Source organism: Mycobacterium sp. HUMS_12744610, from assembly GCF_041206865.1.
Classification (GTDB): Bacteria; Actinomycetota; Actinomycetes; order Mycobacteriales; family Mycobacteriaceae; genus Mycobacterium; species Mycobacterium servetii.
Genome location: NZ_JBGEDP010000001.1, coordinates 2,084,262 through 2,098,318 on the forward strand (window position 1 = coordinate 2,084,262; position 14,057 = coordinate 2,098,318).

Below are 14,057 nucleotides of genomic sequence, written 5' to 3' on the forward strand. Positions count from 1 at the left end.
GCGCGTCTACCGATCCGACGACAGGCGCGGAGAAGAAAGGCGTGACCGTGGTCGAGCACTCACCCGCCGTGGGCCGGCGTCAGCTTTTCGGGATCGCGCTGCCGGCAGTAGCTGGGGTCGCGCTATCGGCATGCGGTAGCCCGCAGCGCGAGGCCGGCCAGTCCGGCGCACCCTCAGGAGAAGAAGTTCCCGTCACTCCTCCCGAAGACCTGATGCGCGAGCACGGAGTGCTCAAGCGCATTCTGCTCGTTTATCGAGAGGTGATCCGGCGCGTGCTGGCGGGTGATCAGTTTCCGGCCCAGGCGCTCAACGCGAGCGCGGGGATCATTCGCGGCTTCATCGAGGACTACCACGAACACCTCGAAGAACACTATGTCTTTCCCAAGCTGGAACAGGCGGACAAACTCACCGACCTCACCACGGTCCTTCGGACCCAGCACCAGCGCGGCCGCGTGCTCACCGACCGAGTGCTCGCCGCCACCGGTGGGGCGGGGACCCTCGACCAGTCTGCGCAATCAGCCCTCGTCCAAGACATGTCGGCCTTCGTCCGGATGTATGAGCCCCATGAGGCACGCGAAGACACGGTCGTTTTCCCCGCGCTGCGTGAAGTGGTGCCCGCCAAGGAGTTTCGCGACCTGGCTGAGATTTTCGAAGACGAGGAACACCGGCGGTTCGGTCCGGCCGGCTTCGAAGGGATGGTCGACAAAGTAGCCGACATCGAAAAAAGCCTCGGCATCTACGACCTGAGCCAGTTCACGGCGACGTAGGGTCCCTCGCAGGTTGGTCGCTTTGCTTGGTGCTGGTGGCCGCCGGCGCGCAGGCCATTCCCAGAAGTGGCGGCCCCGGCACGACGCGGACGCGCGACCCAGGGATTACCGCGCGGATCCGCTTGTGCAGCAGAAGATCTGCTAATTTCGGCTCGGGTCGGGACCTGTTGTTTCACCGTCGATTCGTGGTCATTGGCGATTGATTTAATCAAGCCGGATGAACGCACCCTCCGGTATCCTCTAGGTGGGCGGGTTTCACGACTGGGACGGCGCTTAATCGTTGTGGCTGATGAGGAGGCGGTAGCCGGCGTCAAGCCGTTCTCGCCTGACCAGCTCCGGGTGTCTTTCATGCCATTTCCCGGAGTGCAGGTCGTCCGCCAGCCGGGTTTAGTCCTTCGGCCAGCGTGGATTCGCCGGCGTAGGCGAGCATGGACATCCCGGCGCGCACGGTGGGGTCGAGGTAGGCCGCCGGGCGTCGCCAGAAGGCGGCCCCGAACCCGTCGGTGCAATCGTGTGGCACCGGAACCGTCTGTACCTCTGCTCCCCCCAACAGCTCTGTGAGACGTTCGATCGGCACGTACAGTTCGTCGCTGATACGGGTGGCCTCGGGCAGGTACTCGCGCAGCAACCAGAAGTCGCGAGTCACCGTTTGATCCCACGTCAGCACCACGATCCGGTTGCGGGTGACTCGACGCAGTTCCTCGATGCCGGCAGCGACGTCGCCCCAGTGATGCACTGTCAGTATTGCCATTGAGCCGTCAACACAGTTGTCTTGCAGCGGAATGGCTTCGGCGATGGCTTGAACACACGGGGCGGATCCCGGCGGACGTTGGTTGATCATCACCATGCTCGGCTCGACTGCGGCGACGGTCTGGGGTGGTTCATAGGAGCCTGCTCCGGCCCCTCTCTGTCAACCTGGGTTGAGGCGCCCGCCCCCCGATAATTAGTGACCCGAGGGCGGGGATGGAGAGATTCCCCGAAATGACAAGCAAGGTGACGACGTTGGTCTGCGCGGCCGGGATGGAAGATCCTGGTCGGGTGGCTGACGATGCAACGCAACGTCCCGACCCCGAGGTGCCTGAGCGCGCCCGGCGACGGACGTTCACGGCGAAGTACAAGCTGGAGGTCCTTGCTGCCTACGACGCAGCACCTGACGGCGAGAAGGGCGCGGTGCTGCGCCGTGAGGGGCTGTATTCCAGCCACGTCACCGAGTGGCGCAAAGCCCGCGACGCCGGCGCGCTGGCCGCACTGGCCGCCCCGCGCGGGCGCAAACGCCGCAATGCGGCCGCCGAGCAGATCGCCCGCCTGCAGGCCGAAAAGCAGCGACTGGAGCAGGAGCTGGCCAAGACCCGCGCCGTGGTGGATGTGCAGGCAAAACTGCACGCGCTCTTGGAGACTCTCTCCGAGAGCGCGGATACCGATCCGAGGTCGACGCCGTGACTGATCGGGCCGTCATCGAGCTGACACCGCAATGGGGTGTGCGGGCCGCCTGCGAAGCGGTGGGTGCCGCGCAGGCCAGCTACTACCGACGCCACCGGCAAAGCCCGGCACCGGCACGGCCAGAGCCGATCCCGCACCGCCAACGGCGGCAGCCGCGTGCCCTAAGTGGTCTTGCCCGTTAATTCGTCGGGGGTTGTTGCCATGCGGTGGGGTCGCCGAGGTAGAGGCCACAGGCGCAGTCGAGGGCTTCTTCGGGACTGCCCGAGGGAGTTCCGTTGGGCAGGAATGAGTCTTCATATTTGTCGCTGCTGGCCAGGTAGATGGCGAATCCCCAGATGCTGGCCGAGCCGTTGTAGCGCAGCCGCATCAAGGGCATGACGGCTTGGTCGGGCAGGGCGGCTTCGACGTAGGCGAATTGGCCGTGGAATCGGGTGGTGATCGCGCTCAGCTGCGGCCACCTGTTACTGGCATGTTCGCGCAGCTTCCAGCGCAGTGAATTCTTGGTTGATTCCGGTGGTTTCGGCATGGCTTCGATGGTGCCCGATCAGCGTGGCGCGGGCCGGTCATCGGCGTGTCGTGACCAGCCCGTGATCCGCCAAAATGTGACGGTTGAGGCATGAGTGATGGATGTGACGACAGGGTCGGGGCCCGGGCATGGTGATGGTCAGCCCGCACCGGATCACGCTGAGCGCCCAAGACGGGCGTGTCATTCCATCTGTGTAAGTCCGGGGTGGTCCATCATCGGACCGCCGTTGGGCGGACAGAAGGAGTGTTTTGTGACCAAGACCATGCAGATGCCGGCTGAGGAGACGACCGCGGCGCGGCGGCTGGCCGAGATGTTCACCGAAGAGACGCTGGACTCGTTGATTAAGGATGCGGTGAAGACCGGGACCCCGATCGACGGCGCGGACGGTTTGCTGAACCAGCTGACTAAGGCCGTGCTGGAGCGGGCGCTGAATGCGGAGCTAACCCACCATCTGGGTTATGAGGCCGGCGATCCGGCCGGACGCGGATCGGGAAATTCGCGCAACGGCACCACGCCGAAAACGGTGACCACCGTCAACGGCCCGGTGCAGATCGATGCGCCGCGTGATCGCAACGGCTCGTTTGAGCCGGCGATTGTGCCGAAGAAGACCCGCCGGCTCAACAACATCAATTCGGTGGTGTTGTCGCTGTATTCACGGGGAATGACCACCCGCGATATCGAAGCCCACCTGCAGGAGGTCTATGGGGCGTCGGTGTCGCGGGAGTTGATCTCCAATATCACCGAGGTGGTGGTCGATGAGATCAAGGCCTGGCAGGCCCGCCCGCTCGATGAGGTCTACCCGATCCTCTACATCGATGGGCTGCGGCTGCGGATCGGCGACAACGGGGTCATCACCACCAAGGTCGCCTATTTGGCCATTGGCGTGGATCTGGAGGGCCGCAAACACGCCTTGGGCTGCTGGATCCAGGACTCCGAGGGGGCGAAGTTCTGGCAGAAGGTCGTCATCGACCTGCGCAACCGCGGGGTGCGCGACATCCTCATCGCCTGCTGCGACGGGCTGACCGGTCTGCCTGATGCGATCCGCTCGATCTATCCCGATACCGTGGTGCAGACCTGCGTCGTGCACGTCATTAGGAATGCGATGCGCTTCGTGTCTTATAAGGACCGCAAGAAGGTCGCCACCGCGATGCGGGCGATCTACAGTGCGCCGACCGTCGATGGAGCCGAACTCGCACTCAAGGAGTTCGACCAGCAATTCGGCGCCCAATATCCGGGTGCAATTGACGTGTGGCACAACGCCTGGGGGGAATTCGTTCCGTTCCTGGACTATCCGGTGGAGTTGCGCAAGATCGTCTACACCACCAATGCGATCGAGTCGATCAACTTCCAGTTGCGCAAGATCACCAAGAACCGTGGTCATTTCACGGACAAGGACGCCGCGATGAAGTTGCTGTACCTCGGGCTGCGCAACATCTCCAGCGAGAGAGGAGGCTATTCGGGTACTGGAACGCACAACTGGACTGTGGCGCTCAACACACTCGCCAGACTATTCCCTGGGCGAATCCCATTGTGCTAGAATACAACTCGTAGTCAAATCACCTCTGACTTACACAGAAATCGTGACAGGCTCCCCAAGACCGCGACACCCTCAACGGGTGGGTGCGCGCCGGGGCCACACCACAAAAACTGGTGCTGCGCGCGATGATCGTGTTGCTGGCCGCCGACGGCGCGCCGAACGCGGCGATCGCCGAGGAACTGGGCATCTGCGTGGACACCGCGCGTAAGTGGCGGGCCCGGTTCGCCGGCAAGGGCATCGAGGGCCTGGCCGATGCGCCGCGTTCGGGGCGCCCACCGATCTACACCCCGGCCGACCGGGCCAAGGTCACCGCTTGGGCGTGCGAGCTGCCCGCCGAACACGACCTGCCGCTGTCGCGATGGAGTGCTGTGGATCTAGCCGCCCAACTGCGCCGCGACGGCATCGCGGCATCGGTGTCCACGGTGCGCCGCTGGCTGGACCACGATGCGCTCAAACCATGGCAGCACCGATCGTGGATCTTCGTGCGCGACCCCGACTTCGAGGCCAAAGCCGCCGTTGTGCTCGAGTTGTACGCCCGCACCTATCAGGGCACCCCACTGGGAGCCGATGAATACGTGATCTCCGCCGACGAGAAACCCTCGATCCAGGCCCGCGACCGGTGCCACCGCACCGTAGCGACCCGGCCGGGGCGCCCGATGCGGGTCAATCACGACTACCACCGCCGCGGCGCGCTGGCGTATCTGGCCGCCTACGACGTGCACCAGGCCCGGGTCTTCGGCCGTTGCGAGACCTCCACCGGCATCAAGGCGTTCACCCGACTGGTCGACCAGGTCATGACCAGCCAGCCCTACGCATCAGCCACGCGGGTGTTCTTCATCGTCGATAACGGCTCCTCACACCGCGGTATCGCCGCGATCGACCGGCTCAGCGCCCGCTACCCGAATGCGACCATGATCCACACCCCCGTGCACGCCTCCTGGCTCAACCAAGTCGAGATCTACTTCTCCATCGTCCAGCGGAAAATACTCACCCCCAACGACTTCCCCGACCTCACCGTGCTCGAGCAACGCCTGGCAACATTCCAGGATTGCTACAACCGCACCGCCGAACCATTCCGCTGGCGATACACCAGCGCTGACCTTCACCAACACCTCACCCGGCTCGACCACCACACCCCTGCCGCATGACCCCCGACGAATTAACGGGCAAGACCACTAAGCGGCGCCGAGCAGCAGGCGATCCTTGACGTGCTGCACAGCGACCGGTTCGTCGACATGTCCCCGGCTGAGGTGTGGGCCACCCTGCTCGACGAAGGCGTCTACCTGGGCTCATAGTCGACGTTTTATCGGCTGTTGCGTCAAGCCGGCGAGGTGCGTGAGCGCCGCCGGCAGGCCACGCACCCGGCGAAGGTGAAACCCGAACTTGGCGCCAACGGCCCCAATGCGGTGTGGTCGTGGGACATCACGAAATTGCGCGGCCCGGCGAAGTGGACCTACTACTACCTCTACGTGATCTTGGATATCTTCTCCCGCTATGTCGTTGGTTGGATGGTTGCCAGCCGCGAATCGGCTGCCCTGGCCGAGGTGCTGATCCGCCAGACCTGTGTCAAGCAGGGGATCGACCGTGACCAGTTGACGATCCACGCCGACCGCGGCAGTTCCATGACCAGTAAGCCGGTGGTGTTCCTACTCGCCGATCTCGGTATCACCCAGTCACATTCGCGACCACACGTCTCCAATGACAACCCGTTCAGCGAAGCCCAGTTCAAGACGTTGAAGTACCGGCCCGACTTCCCCGGCCGGTTCAGCTCGATCGAGCAAGCTCGATTGCACTGCCAGGGCTTCTTCGGTTGGTACAACGATGAACACCGCCATACCGGGCTGGGCCTGCATACCCCCGCCGACGTCCACTACGGCCTCGCCGAGACAGTTCGCGACAAGCGTGCCGGCGTACTCGACGCCGCCTACGCCGCCCACCCCGAACGGTTCGTCCGCAAACCGCCCGAACCACCCAAGATCCCGGAAAATACGTGGATCAACCGACCCAACCAATCAGAGGAGGAGACTCAGTAAATACCGCGCAAAGGTGCCTCATTCAGGTTGACAGGTTCCGGGCCCCGACGTCGAGGACGGTGCCCATCGTGGAGAGCGCGGCATGGATTTGGGCGGCGATCCGTGGGTCGGGCCGCCGCGTCGCACGATAGCTACTGCCGATTCGATCGTAGGCAACCATCGGTTCCAGCCTGGCGCACGTGCATCCGTTCCGCCAGGGCAATCACGGCTGCGTTGTCGTCGCCTGTCGTTTCCGCACAAGCCTCAGGTCAGCGGGTGGCAAACCTGCTGCGGTGGGCCGGTGCGCACGAGCATGATGTAGCGATGGTGATCACCGTTGACCAGGGCGATTTCAACCTGACCGCGCGGCCGGGCGGGGGTACTAGCGTAGCCGGATGCCGCCGGCAGGGTTCATGACCGCGATGAAAGAGCCGATGAGCGCTCGGTTTGGTGATTCCACTCGCAGCGTCAAAGCCGTGAGCGCGCAGGCCGTCCCGGGTCATCCGGTGGCGCCGCCAGCGGTGTTGGCCGCGACCTTCCACCTGTCGGATGATGACGCCGCGGACCTCGATGCCTACGGCCGCAGCTCCAATCCGACATGGCGGCAACTGGAATCGGCGCTCGCCGAGCTCGAGGCGGCGGCCGGCGCGTTGGTGTTCAGCTCCGGTATGGCGGCTATCAGCGCCGCATTGTGCGCGCTGACCAAACCGGGGTCAGTATTGGTGCTGCCCGCCGACGGTTACTACCAGGTGCGCCGCTACGCAGCCGAATGCCTTGTGCCCGTAGGGGTCACGGTTGAGGAGGTAAGTAGTGCACAGATCTGCGATGCCGCGGCAGGTGCAGATGTGGTGCTGGCCGAGACTCCCACCAACCCGGGACTCGATGTCGTCGATCTGCAGCAGCTGGCGACGGCCTGCCATCGCCGGGGCGCGCGCCTGATCGTGGACAACACGACTGCCACGCCGCTGGGCCAGCAGCCGCTGGCTCTGGGCGCCGACCTCGTGGTGGCCAGCGCCACCAAAGGCCTGTCCGGTCACAGCGACCTGCTGGCCGGCTACGTGGCCACCGACGATTCGCAACTGCTTGCCGCCATCGAACGTCAACGGCTGCTCGCCGGGGCGATTTTAGGGGCGTTCGAGGCCTGGCTGATGCTGCGCAGCCTGGGTAGCGCCGGGTTGCGCTTCGAGCGCCAATGCCACAACGCGCAGGCGCTGGCGACTATGCTGCGGGACCATCCGAGCGTGCAAGCGGTGCGCTACCCGGGGCTTCCCGACGATCCCGCGCGTCCCGTGGCCGCGGCGCAGATGCGCAGGTTCGGCGGCCTGGTATCTGTCGAACTGGCCGACGCCGCCGCGGTGCACGCCCTTGTGCGGGGGAGCGAACTGCTCATCGCGGCGACGAGCTTCGGCGGCATCCACACCTCCGTCGATCGCCGGGCCCGCTGGGGAGAACCCGTAGCGGATGGATTCGCGCGCATTTCATTAGGCATCGAAGACACCGATGACCTTCTGGCAGACGTCGAACGCGCCCTCACCGGCCCATGATTTCCGCACTCACGCTAGAGATTTGTGGCGGCGGTCGATAAGTGGAAGGTAAGGACCGTGGCGGCGGCAAGGCAACGGTCAGTGCTCAACACGTGCCGCATCGGCTCGGTCGAGCTGGCGGCGAACATGAATCAGGTGGTGCGGTAGCTCGTGAAGGGTGTGAGTTGCCATCCATCGAAGTGAACGCTCTGCCGGGTTGGGGTCCGGGTACGCGTACGGGTAGATCACGGTGCGATCCCAGTCGGCGGGAGATAGCCTGCCGAAAGCGTTCGATAGCAATAGCTTTGCATCGCTGGGGGATTGGTCGTTGTATCCGTCGTGCTCAACCCTTTCGTCGCGGCCCATCGGCTCTGCGACAGGCCGGTCTTGGCGACGGGCGGCCAGCACCCTTTCACGCTGTGCCAAGAGCAGATCGCGGACATGGCATGCGTACTCCAACGGCGACCACACGTGCATCGACGGTCGGGCGCGCAGCATTGTCTCGTTGGTGGACTCGAGCAGGTTGACATACTCATCGGCAATAGGGCCCGCTGAGGCCGCGAAGTTTTGGCCGTCTATCCGTTCGTAATCGAACTGGCAATCCGCGCATTCGGTCACGTTGTCACGGTGATCGCACGCGGTGTTGCGCGTCACTGATCTTGCACATGGTGGCGCCACTTTCGTTGAGGCTGGTTCGGGTGTGATTTGACCCTGCCCGGTGGTGTCGGGCGGGGTTGTCGATGGTCGCGGTGTCGCGGTGGTGGTCACGGTGTCGCGGGCTGGAGGTCGTGGTTGGTTTCGGTGACCGCGGTTCGGGCGCTGGCCTCGTCGATGAGGTTCTTGTCGGCGGTGCAGGCAGCGATGAGGGCGGCGATGGCGAGCCGATTGATACCGCGGGGTTTGCCGCGGCTGGATTGGTGGATGAGCGCGATGGCGTCGTCGGTGAACAGCGGATCAGATCGGCCCGCCAGTTGGAGGTGGTGGCGTAGGTAGCCGGCGGTCTCCTCGCCGGTCATGCCGGTCATGGTGCGGCGCACGGTGATGCGTTGTTCGAGTGCGGCCAGGGTACCCAGCGCCATTTTGGCGGCGAGGGTGGGCTGGCCTAAAAGGATGGTGGCGAAGGGGGATTCGGTATCGAGGCGGTGATTGGTGAGCAGTCGTAGTGCTTCGAGGGCATCGTGGCAAAGCAAGTGGGCTTCATCGATACACACGATGGGGACACGGCCCCGCTCAGCATGTTCGGCGGCGAGCGCGTCGCGGGCTTGCGGGACCAGGGAGGCGTTGTGGAAGCTGGGCTGCCCGCCGAGGGCGGACACGATGTGGTGGTAGATGCCGCGGGCGCCGACGGTGGGGTCGGGAATGTAGATCAGGTGGTGGCGGGCCGGTTCGGCGCGGTCGATCGCCGCGCGGGCGGCCACTGTCTTGCCTACGCCGACTTCGCCGGTGATCACTGTGATGCCGCGGGTGGCGATGCCGTAGCCGATGCGGGCGGCGGCCTGGGCATGATCACCGCTGCGAAACAGCATGCCCGGTGCCAGGGCCCGGCCAAAGGGCATGGTGGTGAAGCCGAAATACGACTGAATTTTATCGAGCATGGTGGTGGTCCGTTCCCCGGGGCTGGCCCGGTGGTTGAGGTGAATGATGATGCGGGTCAGGTGTTTTCCGGGTCAGCCTGGTTGTGGCGGGTTGGTTCGACATCGCCGCCGGCCAGGGCGAGGTAGTTGATCGCCTGGCCCACGTCGGCTTGGTGTGCCTGCTCGAGTAGGTGCAGGTAGTCGATGCCGGTGGCTTCGACGGGGGCGGTGGTGCTGGGTTTGACCGCGGGGTGGGTGTGGCGGCCGATGGTGTGCGGGGCGGCCCGCCCCATCGGTTTGCCCTGGTATTCGACGTCGATGGTGGTCAGGTCGAACGGGGTGAACAGCAAGTCCACGACGCGCCCGACTAAGGCGGCGTCGACCTGGTATCGGTTGCCGTGTAGCGAAACCGTGGCGGTGGCGGTGACTCTGCGCTGCTCACGCCATAAAAATGCCCGCCGCAGCAGCGCTGTATCCGGTCGCGGCGCCGGGGTGCGGCCCTCGGCGTGGTAGCGCGCTGTGGGGGTGGCGCCGGTCTCGGAATGCACGCTGCGGTGATACTGCTGGTGCAACCATGCGGTGAACAGCCGGTTCAGCTCATCGAGTGAATCGACGCCGCCGGCGGCTTGGATCTCGACCAGGAATTGGTCGCGCACGGTGCGGTTCCATCTCTCGATTTTCCCGCGGCCCTGAGGTCTGCCCGGCCTGCTGTGCACCAGCCGGATGTCGAGCACCGCCACCGACCAAGCCAGTTGATTCGAGGAATACGCAGAGCCGTTGTCGCAGTATAGGTTTCGTGGGCAGCCGTGGGTTTTGACCGCGTCGTGCAGCGCGGCCTGCATACCCAGGGTGTCCTCGCCGTAGCCCCACCGGTGGCCGGGCACATAGCGGGAGTGGTCGTCGAGCAGGGCGAACAGCACCGCCCGTTTCCCGTCGATGGTCGGGCCGTGCAGGCCGTCGCTGATCCACAACTCATCAGGTTCGCCTGCCTCGAACCGGCCGAACGCCGCCGGCGGGGTGCCGTCCGGGCGAGTATTGAGCTCCAGGCGGGCGAAGTGGCGTTGCAGGGTCCGCGCCGACGGCGCCCAGCCCTGCTCGGCCTCAACGATCCGGGCGATATGGGCCGCAGTGCGTGCGGGGTGCTCGGCCTTGAGCCGCGCCGCCAACTCCAGCACCTCGGCGTCGGTGCGCGGGGTGATCTGGCGCTGCGCTGGGAGCAGCGCGTCGAACCCGCCGGCCCGCCACGCCCGAATCCAGCGGTCCAGGCTGGCCCGCGACACCTCCGTCGGCTGCCCGAACGGCCCGATATGGACCTGGGCGGCCATATCCCGTACCAGCCGGCCCCGTTCAGTCGCAGACAGGTTCGGATCGGCCAGCGGTCGGATCAGCGAGTAGCGATACAGCGCGACATCACGCGCCCGATCAGTGCGTGACTTTTTCGGCTCTGGCTTGGCCATCGGTGGGGTACCTCAACGCTTTCATGGTCGACAGCAGTGACGCCGTCGACCCTGACGCGCCGCGGCCGGCAGTCACAGACGCGGACATATGTTGATTCCCGTCGCCGCCACCGCCGGCGGCCGCATCCCGAGCAGCCAGCCTCCCGAGCACGCCGCCACCAACTCCGCCGCCGACACCTCGAACACCACCGCACCGGCCATCCGGCGCACCGCCGCGCACGCCGCCCCGATCTGGGAGACCGCATCGGCCAGCGGGCTTGCCGCCGGTGTCAGGCGAACCATGTCCGCGCCGGTGTTGGCCAGGTGTTCCAGCCGAGCGAACCCCACCCGGATCGGCTCGGCATGCTCAGCGAACCGCGACAGCCAGCCCCGCACTGTCGAGGCCGGACGACCCGCCGCCGCACAGATCCGCCGCCACCCCCAGCCCGACGCCCGGGCCACCAACGCCGCCCAGATCACCGCCACCGAATCGACCCGTCGTCCCAGGCAGACCAGGGGCAACAGCACGTGCGAGCGGCCACAGCCTGCCGCGCTCGAACAGATCGCCCGCCGTGGCCGAATCCGGGCCACCACCGCCGCGGCCCGGCGCACAAACCGCGGCGCGGCATGCCCCCACGGCGCCAACCGCAGCTCACAATCCGGGCACTTCAGCTCACCGGTACGCAACTGGTTCTCAACCACAACGGGATCTGCTCCTACACTGAGCACCGCGCCTCCGGGCGTGTTCGGACGGCCCTTCCCGCAGACCGTCAAAGCACGTGGGGAGGGCCGTCGGCTTTCAAGATCACCCGAACCGTAAACCGGCCGTCCTCGCGGTGACGCCACCACTCGCACTCGGCCCACCCGATAACCGTCAGGTCGGACCGTCCTCAACTCACGTGACGTGCCACGACCCCGTCGTGCTCACCCACAGCGTCGCTCAACACGCGGGGCAGGCGTTGCCGCTCTGGCCCCGCTGGCATCAGACGACCTCGACGTTGATCATCTCAGTTTTGGCGATTGAATGGTCGCGCTCGGTGGCCAACGCAGTGCGACGGGGGTCATGCATGTAGGCGTCGAACGACTCGGTGGACGGAAACTCGAACAACTGGATCTCCAGCGGTCGTCCTTCGGCGCCGTCGCTTCGGGACCGCTGGACGACCCGGCCACCGTGTTGGGGGACTAGGCCCAAGACCGTGTCTTCGTATGCGATCAGCGCCTGCTCAGCCCCCGGATGGGCCCACAGCAGCACATAGAAAGTCAGGCTCATGCGACCAAGCTCACCACACGGCACGCGGTGAGGTGTCGGACGTGAGAAAAGCCGCTCGTCGGGTCGACATGCATGCGCCTGGCTGGACCTCGGCACGACTCGAGGTGCGGCCTACGGATGAGCGACCGGGTATCACCGCGGCAAATCTTCGGAGAAGTTCTCCGCGCCTCCGGACCTGAAGGCAGGAGGTTGGCCGGTCCTCGTCACGACTCCAGAGCAAACCGACCTCATGCACCGACCTCGCCTCGGCGACGCCCAGCATGAAGTGTCCGCGGCGATTGCGATGTTGTACCTGCGCAGCGATCAGCAGAGCCTTGGGGCGCAAAACCACCTCTGACCAGTGCCCGCCGAGACGGCCTGATACCTCTGCTCGGCCACGGTCAGCTCCCTCATTTAGGGAGTGTCAAGGATCAACCGCAGCTACTGTCAAGCATCAGCCGAGGTCATACACAGAAGCAGTGCCCCCGGCACGACTCGAACGTGCGACCTAGGGATTAGAAGGCCCTTGCTCTATCCACCTGAGCTACGGAGGCAATGTGCAGGTCAGTCTAGCCAACGGGCCCCAGGGCTCGACCGGAGCAACACGACGCGCCCGAAAGGGCTTCCGCCGCCGCGATTATCGGTTAGGGTAGTGACCCTCGACACACGTACAACATCGGCTGGACATGAGCCGTTAACCGCAATGTGGCGTGTGCCTGACGTCGAGGGGTGGCATAGCTATGAGCTTGGCCATAGATGTGGCTTCGCGGTGCTCGCGGGCCAGCGCCCACGCGCTGCGACTGGCGGCCGATGCCAGGGACACCTGCCGTGCCAGCGCGCTGCTGCTGCGCGGTTCGCCGTTCGCGCTCGGCTGGGTCGCGGGCTGGCTGTCCACGGAGTTTCCGCCGCACGTGGTGACCGGACACGCGTTGTCCCGGGTGGCGCACCCGGCCGTCGGCCGGGTCGCGAACAGCTGGGCGGTGCAGCGCGCGGATCAAGCCCTCACCGCGGCCCTCGAGGACGCCTTCGGTCCGGACTTTCGCGACCAGGTGTCGCATCCGACCCGGCGTACGTCGCAGTGCGCGCCCCGCGACGGCTTGTTCCAGCGGCCCGGCCCGCACCGCCGTTACGCGGCGCAGACCTCCGACATCTCCTACGGCCCCGGCGGCACCGAGCACCTGCTCGACATCTGGCGGGGCCCGGACGTGGCACCCGGCAGCCGCGCCCCGGTACTGATCCAGGTGCCCGGCGGCGCATGGACCGTCGGCGACAAACGCGTTCAGGCCTACACGCTGATGAGCCGCATGGCCGAACTCGGCTGGATCTGCGTCTCGATCAACTACAGCAAAAGCCCGCGCTGCACGTTCCCGGCGCACCTGATCGACGTCAAGCGGGCGATCGCCTGGGTTCGCGAGAACATCGCCGACTACGGCGGCGACCCCGACTTCATCGCGATGACCGGCGGCTCGGCCGGCGGGCACCTGGCGTCACTGGCCGCGCTCACGCCGAATGACCCGAGGTTTCAACCCGGATTCGAACGCGCCGACACCACGGTCCAGGCCGTCGCCCCCTACTACGGGGTGTACGACTTCGTCGACGCCGACAACATGCACGATCTGATGCTGCCGTTCCTCGAGCAGTTCGTCATGAAAGCCCGCTACGCCAGCGCCCCCGAGCGGTTCGAGGCGGCCTCCCCGATCTCCTACGTCCACCCCGACGCCCCGCCGTTCTTCGTGCTCCACGGCGATAAGGACGAAATCGTTCCCTGCGGCCAGGCCCGCTCCTTCTGTGCGGCGCTGCGCGCGGCCGGCGCACCCACGGTCGGCTACGCCGAGCTGGCCAACGCCCACCACGCCTTCGACATCACCCCGACGCTGCGCTCGCGGCTGGCCGCCGACGCCGTCGCCGACTTCTTCGGTGTGGTCTACGGGCGGCGCTCGAGCGCGCTGATGGATTCGCTGCCGCTGGCGGTCACGTCCGCCAGCTGACGTCC

The 14,057-nt window shown here is 65.8% G+C and carries 13 protein-coding genes, 1 tRNA gene and 2 pseudogenes; 8 read left to right on the forward strand and 8 right to left on the reverse strand.

Annotated features, from left to right (window positions below; translation table 11 throughout):
• The first annotated feature begins 41 nt into the window (after positions 1-41).
• A complete protein-coding gene (locus AB8998_RS10295) occupies positions 42-767 on the forward strand; it encodes a hemerythrin domain-containing protein (RefSeq protein WP_369737846.1) in 726 nt (241 codons plus the stop codon).
• A 346-nt stretch (positions 768-1,113) separates the two neighbouring features.
• Here AB8998_RS10295 and AB8998_RS10300 read toward each other — a convergent pair whose 3' ends face one another.
• Entirely contained in the window at positions 1,114-1,614 is a 501-nt protein-coding gene (locus tag AB8998_RS10300) for a class I SAM-dependent methyltransferase (RefSeq protein ID WP_369737848.1), read from the reverse strand.
• 191 nt (positions 1,615-1,805) lie between these two features.
• On the opposite strand from AB8998_RS10300, the gene AB8998_RS10305 reads away from it, so the two are divergent.
• Both AB8998_RS10305 and AB8998_RS31570 read left to right on the forward strand, forming a co-directional pair.
• Positions 1,806-2,207 (forward strand): transposase, encoded by a 402-nt coding sequence (locus tag AB8998_RS10305; protein ID WP_369737849.1) that lies wholly within the window; start codon positions 1,806-1,808, stop codon positions 2,205-2,207.
• Positions 2,204-2,366, forward strand: a pseudogene (locus tag AB8998_RS31570) (IS3-like element IS1141 family transposase); the annotation flags it as partial. The gene AB8998_RS10305 and the pseudogene AB8998_RS31570, both read left to right, overlap by 4 nt.
• 19 nt (positions 2,367-2,385) lie before the next feature.
• Here the strand turns inward: AB8998_RS31570 and AB8998_RS10310 are convergent.
• Positions 2,386-2,733 (reverse strand): hypothetical protein, encoded by a 348-nt coding sequence (locus AB8998_RS10310; RefSeq protein WP_369736315.1) that lies wholly within the window; start codon positions 2,731-2,733, stop codon positions 2,386-2,388.
• Positions 2,734-3,034: 301 nt separating this feature from the next.
• Between AB8998_RS10310 and AB8998_RS10315 the strand changes: the two genes are divergently transcribed.
• From AB8998_RS10315 to AB8998_RS10330, 4 genes and pseudogenes are all read left to right on the forward strand, one after another.
• Positions 3,035-4,270 (forward strand): IS256 family transposase, encoded by a 1,236-nt coding sequence (locus tag AB8998_RS10315; RefSeq protein WP_369741377.1) that lies wholly within the window; start codon positions 3,035-3,037, stop codon positions 4,268-4,270.
• An 83-nt stretch (positions 4,271-4,353) separates the two neighbouring features.
• Positions 4,354-5,418 carry an IS630 family transposase gene (locus AB8998_RS10320; protein WP_369737850.1) on the forward strand — a complete coding sequence of 355 codons (1,065 nt, stop codon included), beginning with the start codon at positions 4,354-4,356 and terminating at the stop codon, positions 5,416-5,418.
• 21 nt (positions 5,419-5,439) lie between these two features.
• Positions 5,440-6,303 (forward strand): annotated as a pseudogene (locus AB8998_RS10325) (IS3 family transposase); the annotation flags it as partial.
• Positions 6,304-6,716: 413 nt separating this feature from the next.
• Positions 6,717-7,826: a cystathionine gamma-lyase gene (locus AB8998_RS10330; protein ID WP_369741507.1), complete on the forward strand. Its 1,110-nt coding sequence runs from the start codon at positions 6,717-6,719 to the stop codon at positions 7,824-7,826.
• Positions 7,827-7,904: 78 nt separating this feature from the next.
• Here the strand turns inward: AB8998_RS10330 and AB8998_RS10335 are convergent, their stop codons facing one another.
• From AB8998_RS10335 to AB8998_RS10360, 6 genes are all read right to left on the reverse strand, one after another.
• Positions 7,905-8,384 carry a DinB family protein gene (locus AB8998_RS10335; RefSeq protein WP_369741508.1) on the reverse strand — a complete coding sequence of 160 codons (480 nt, stop codon included), beginning with the start codon at positions 8,382-8,384 and terminating at the stop codon, positions 7,905-7,907.
• A gap of 185 nt (positions 8,385-8,569) precedes the next feature.
• Entirely contained in the window at positions 8,570-9,400 is an 831-nt protein-coding gene (locus AB8998_RS10340) for an ExeA family protein (RefSeq protein WP_369737851.1), read from the reverse strand.
• Between the two features lie 56 nt (positions 9,401-9,456).
• Positions 9,457-10,836, reverse strand: a complete 1,380-nt coding sequence (locus AB8998_RS10345; protein WP_369737852.1) for a DDE-type integrase/transposase/recombinase — start codon at positions 10,834-10,836, stop codon at positions 9,457-9,459.
• 72 nt (positions 10,837-10,908) lie between these two features.
• A complete protein-coding gene (locus tag AB8998_RS10350) occupies positions 10,909-11,517 on the reverse strand; it encodes a helix-turn-helix domain-containing protein (RefSeq protein ID WP_369737854.1) in 609 nt (202 codons plus the stop codon).
• Positions 11,518-11,797: 280 nt separating this feature from the next.
• Positions 11,798-12,085, reverse strand: a complete 288-nt coding sequence (locus tag AB8998_RS10355; protein WP_369737855.1) for a DUF1330 domain-containing protein — start codon at positions 12,083-12,085, stop codon at positions 11,798-11,800.
• A gap of 459 nt (positions 12,086-12,544) precedes the next feature.
• Positions 12,545-12,618 (reverse strand) — tRNA-Arg (locus AB8998_RS10360).
• A 186-nt stretch (positions 12,619-12,804) separates the two neighbouring features.
• On the opposite strand from AB8998_RS10360, the gene lipQ reads away from it, so the two are divergent.
• Positions 12,805-14,052, forward strand: a complete 1,248-nt coding sequence (gene lipQ, locus AB8998_RS10365) for an esterase LipQ (protein ID WP_369737856.1) — start codon at positions 12,805-12,807, stop codon at positions 14,050-14,052.
• Positions 14,053-14,057 lie beyond the last annotated feature (5 nt).

Bases quoted from the DNA above. Each gene is read 5' to 3' on its own strand.
- AB8998_RS10300 (WP_369737848.1), bottom strand. From the start codon at position 1,614: ATGGTGATGATCAACCAACGTCCGCCGGGATCCGCCCCGTGTGTTCAA.
- AB8998_RS10310 (WP_369736315.1), bottom strand. From the start codon at position 2,733: ATGCCGAAACCACCGGAATCAACCAAGAATTCACTGCGCTGGAAGCTG.
- AB8998_RS10340 (WP_369737851.1), bottom strand. From the start codon at position 9,400: ATGCTCGATAAAATTCAGTCGTATTTCGGCTTCACCACCATGCCCTTT.
- lipQ (WP_369737856.1), top strand. From the start codon at position 12,805: ATGAGCTTGGCCATAGATGTGGCTTCGCGGTGCTCGCGGGCCAGCGCC.
- AB8998_RS10345 (WP_369737852.1), bottom strand. From the start codon at position 10,836: ATGGCCAAGCCAGAGCCGAAAAAGTCACGCACTGATCGGGCGCGTGAT.
- AB8998_RS10355 (WP_369737855.1), bottom strand. From the start codon at position 12,085: ATGAGCCTGACTTTCTATGTGCTGCTGTGGGCCCATCCGGGGGCTGAG.
- AB8998_RS10330 (WP_369741507.1), top strand. From the start codon at position 6,717: ATGAGCGCTCGGTTTGGTGATTCCACTCGCAGCGTCAAAGCCGTGAGC.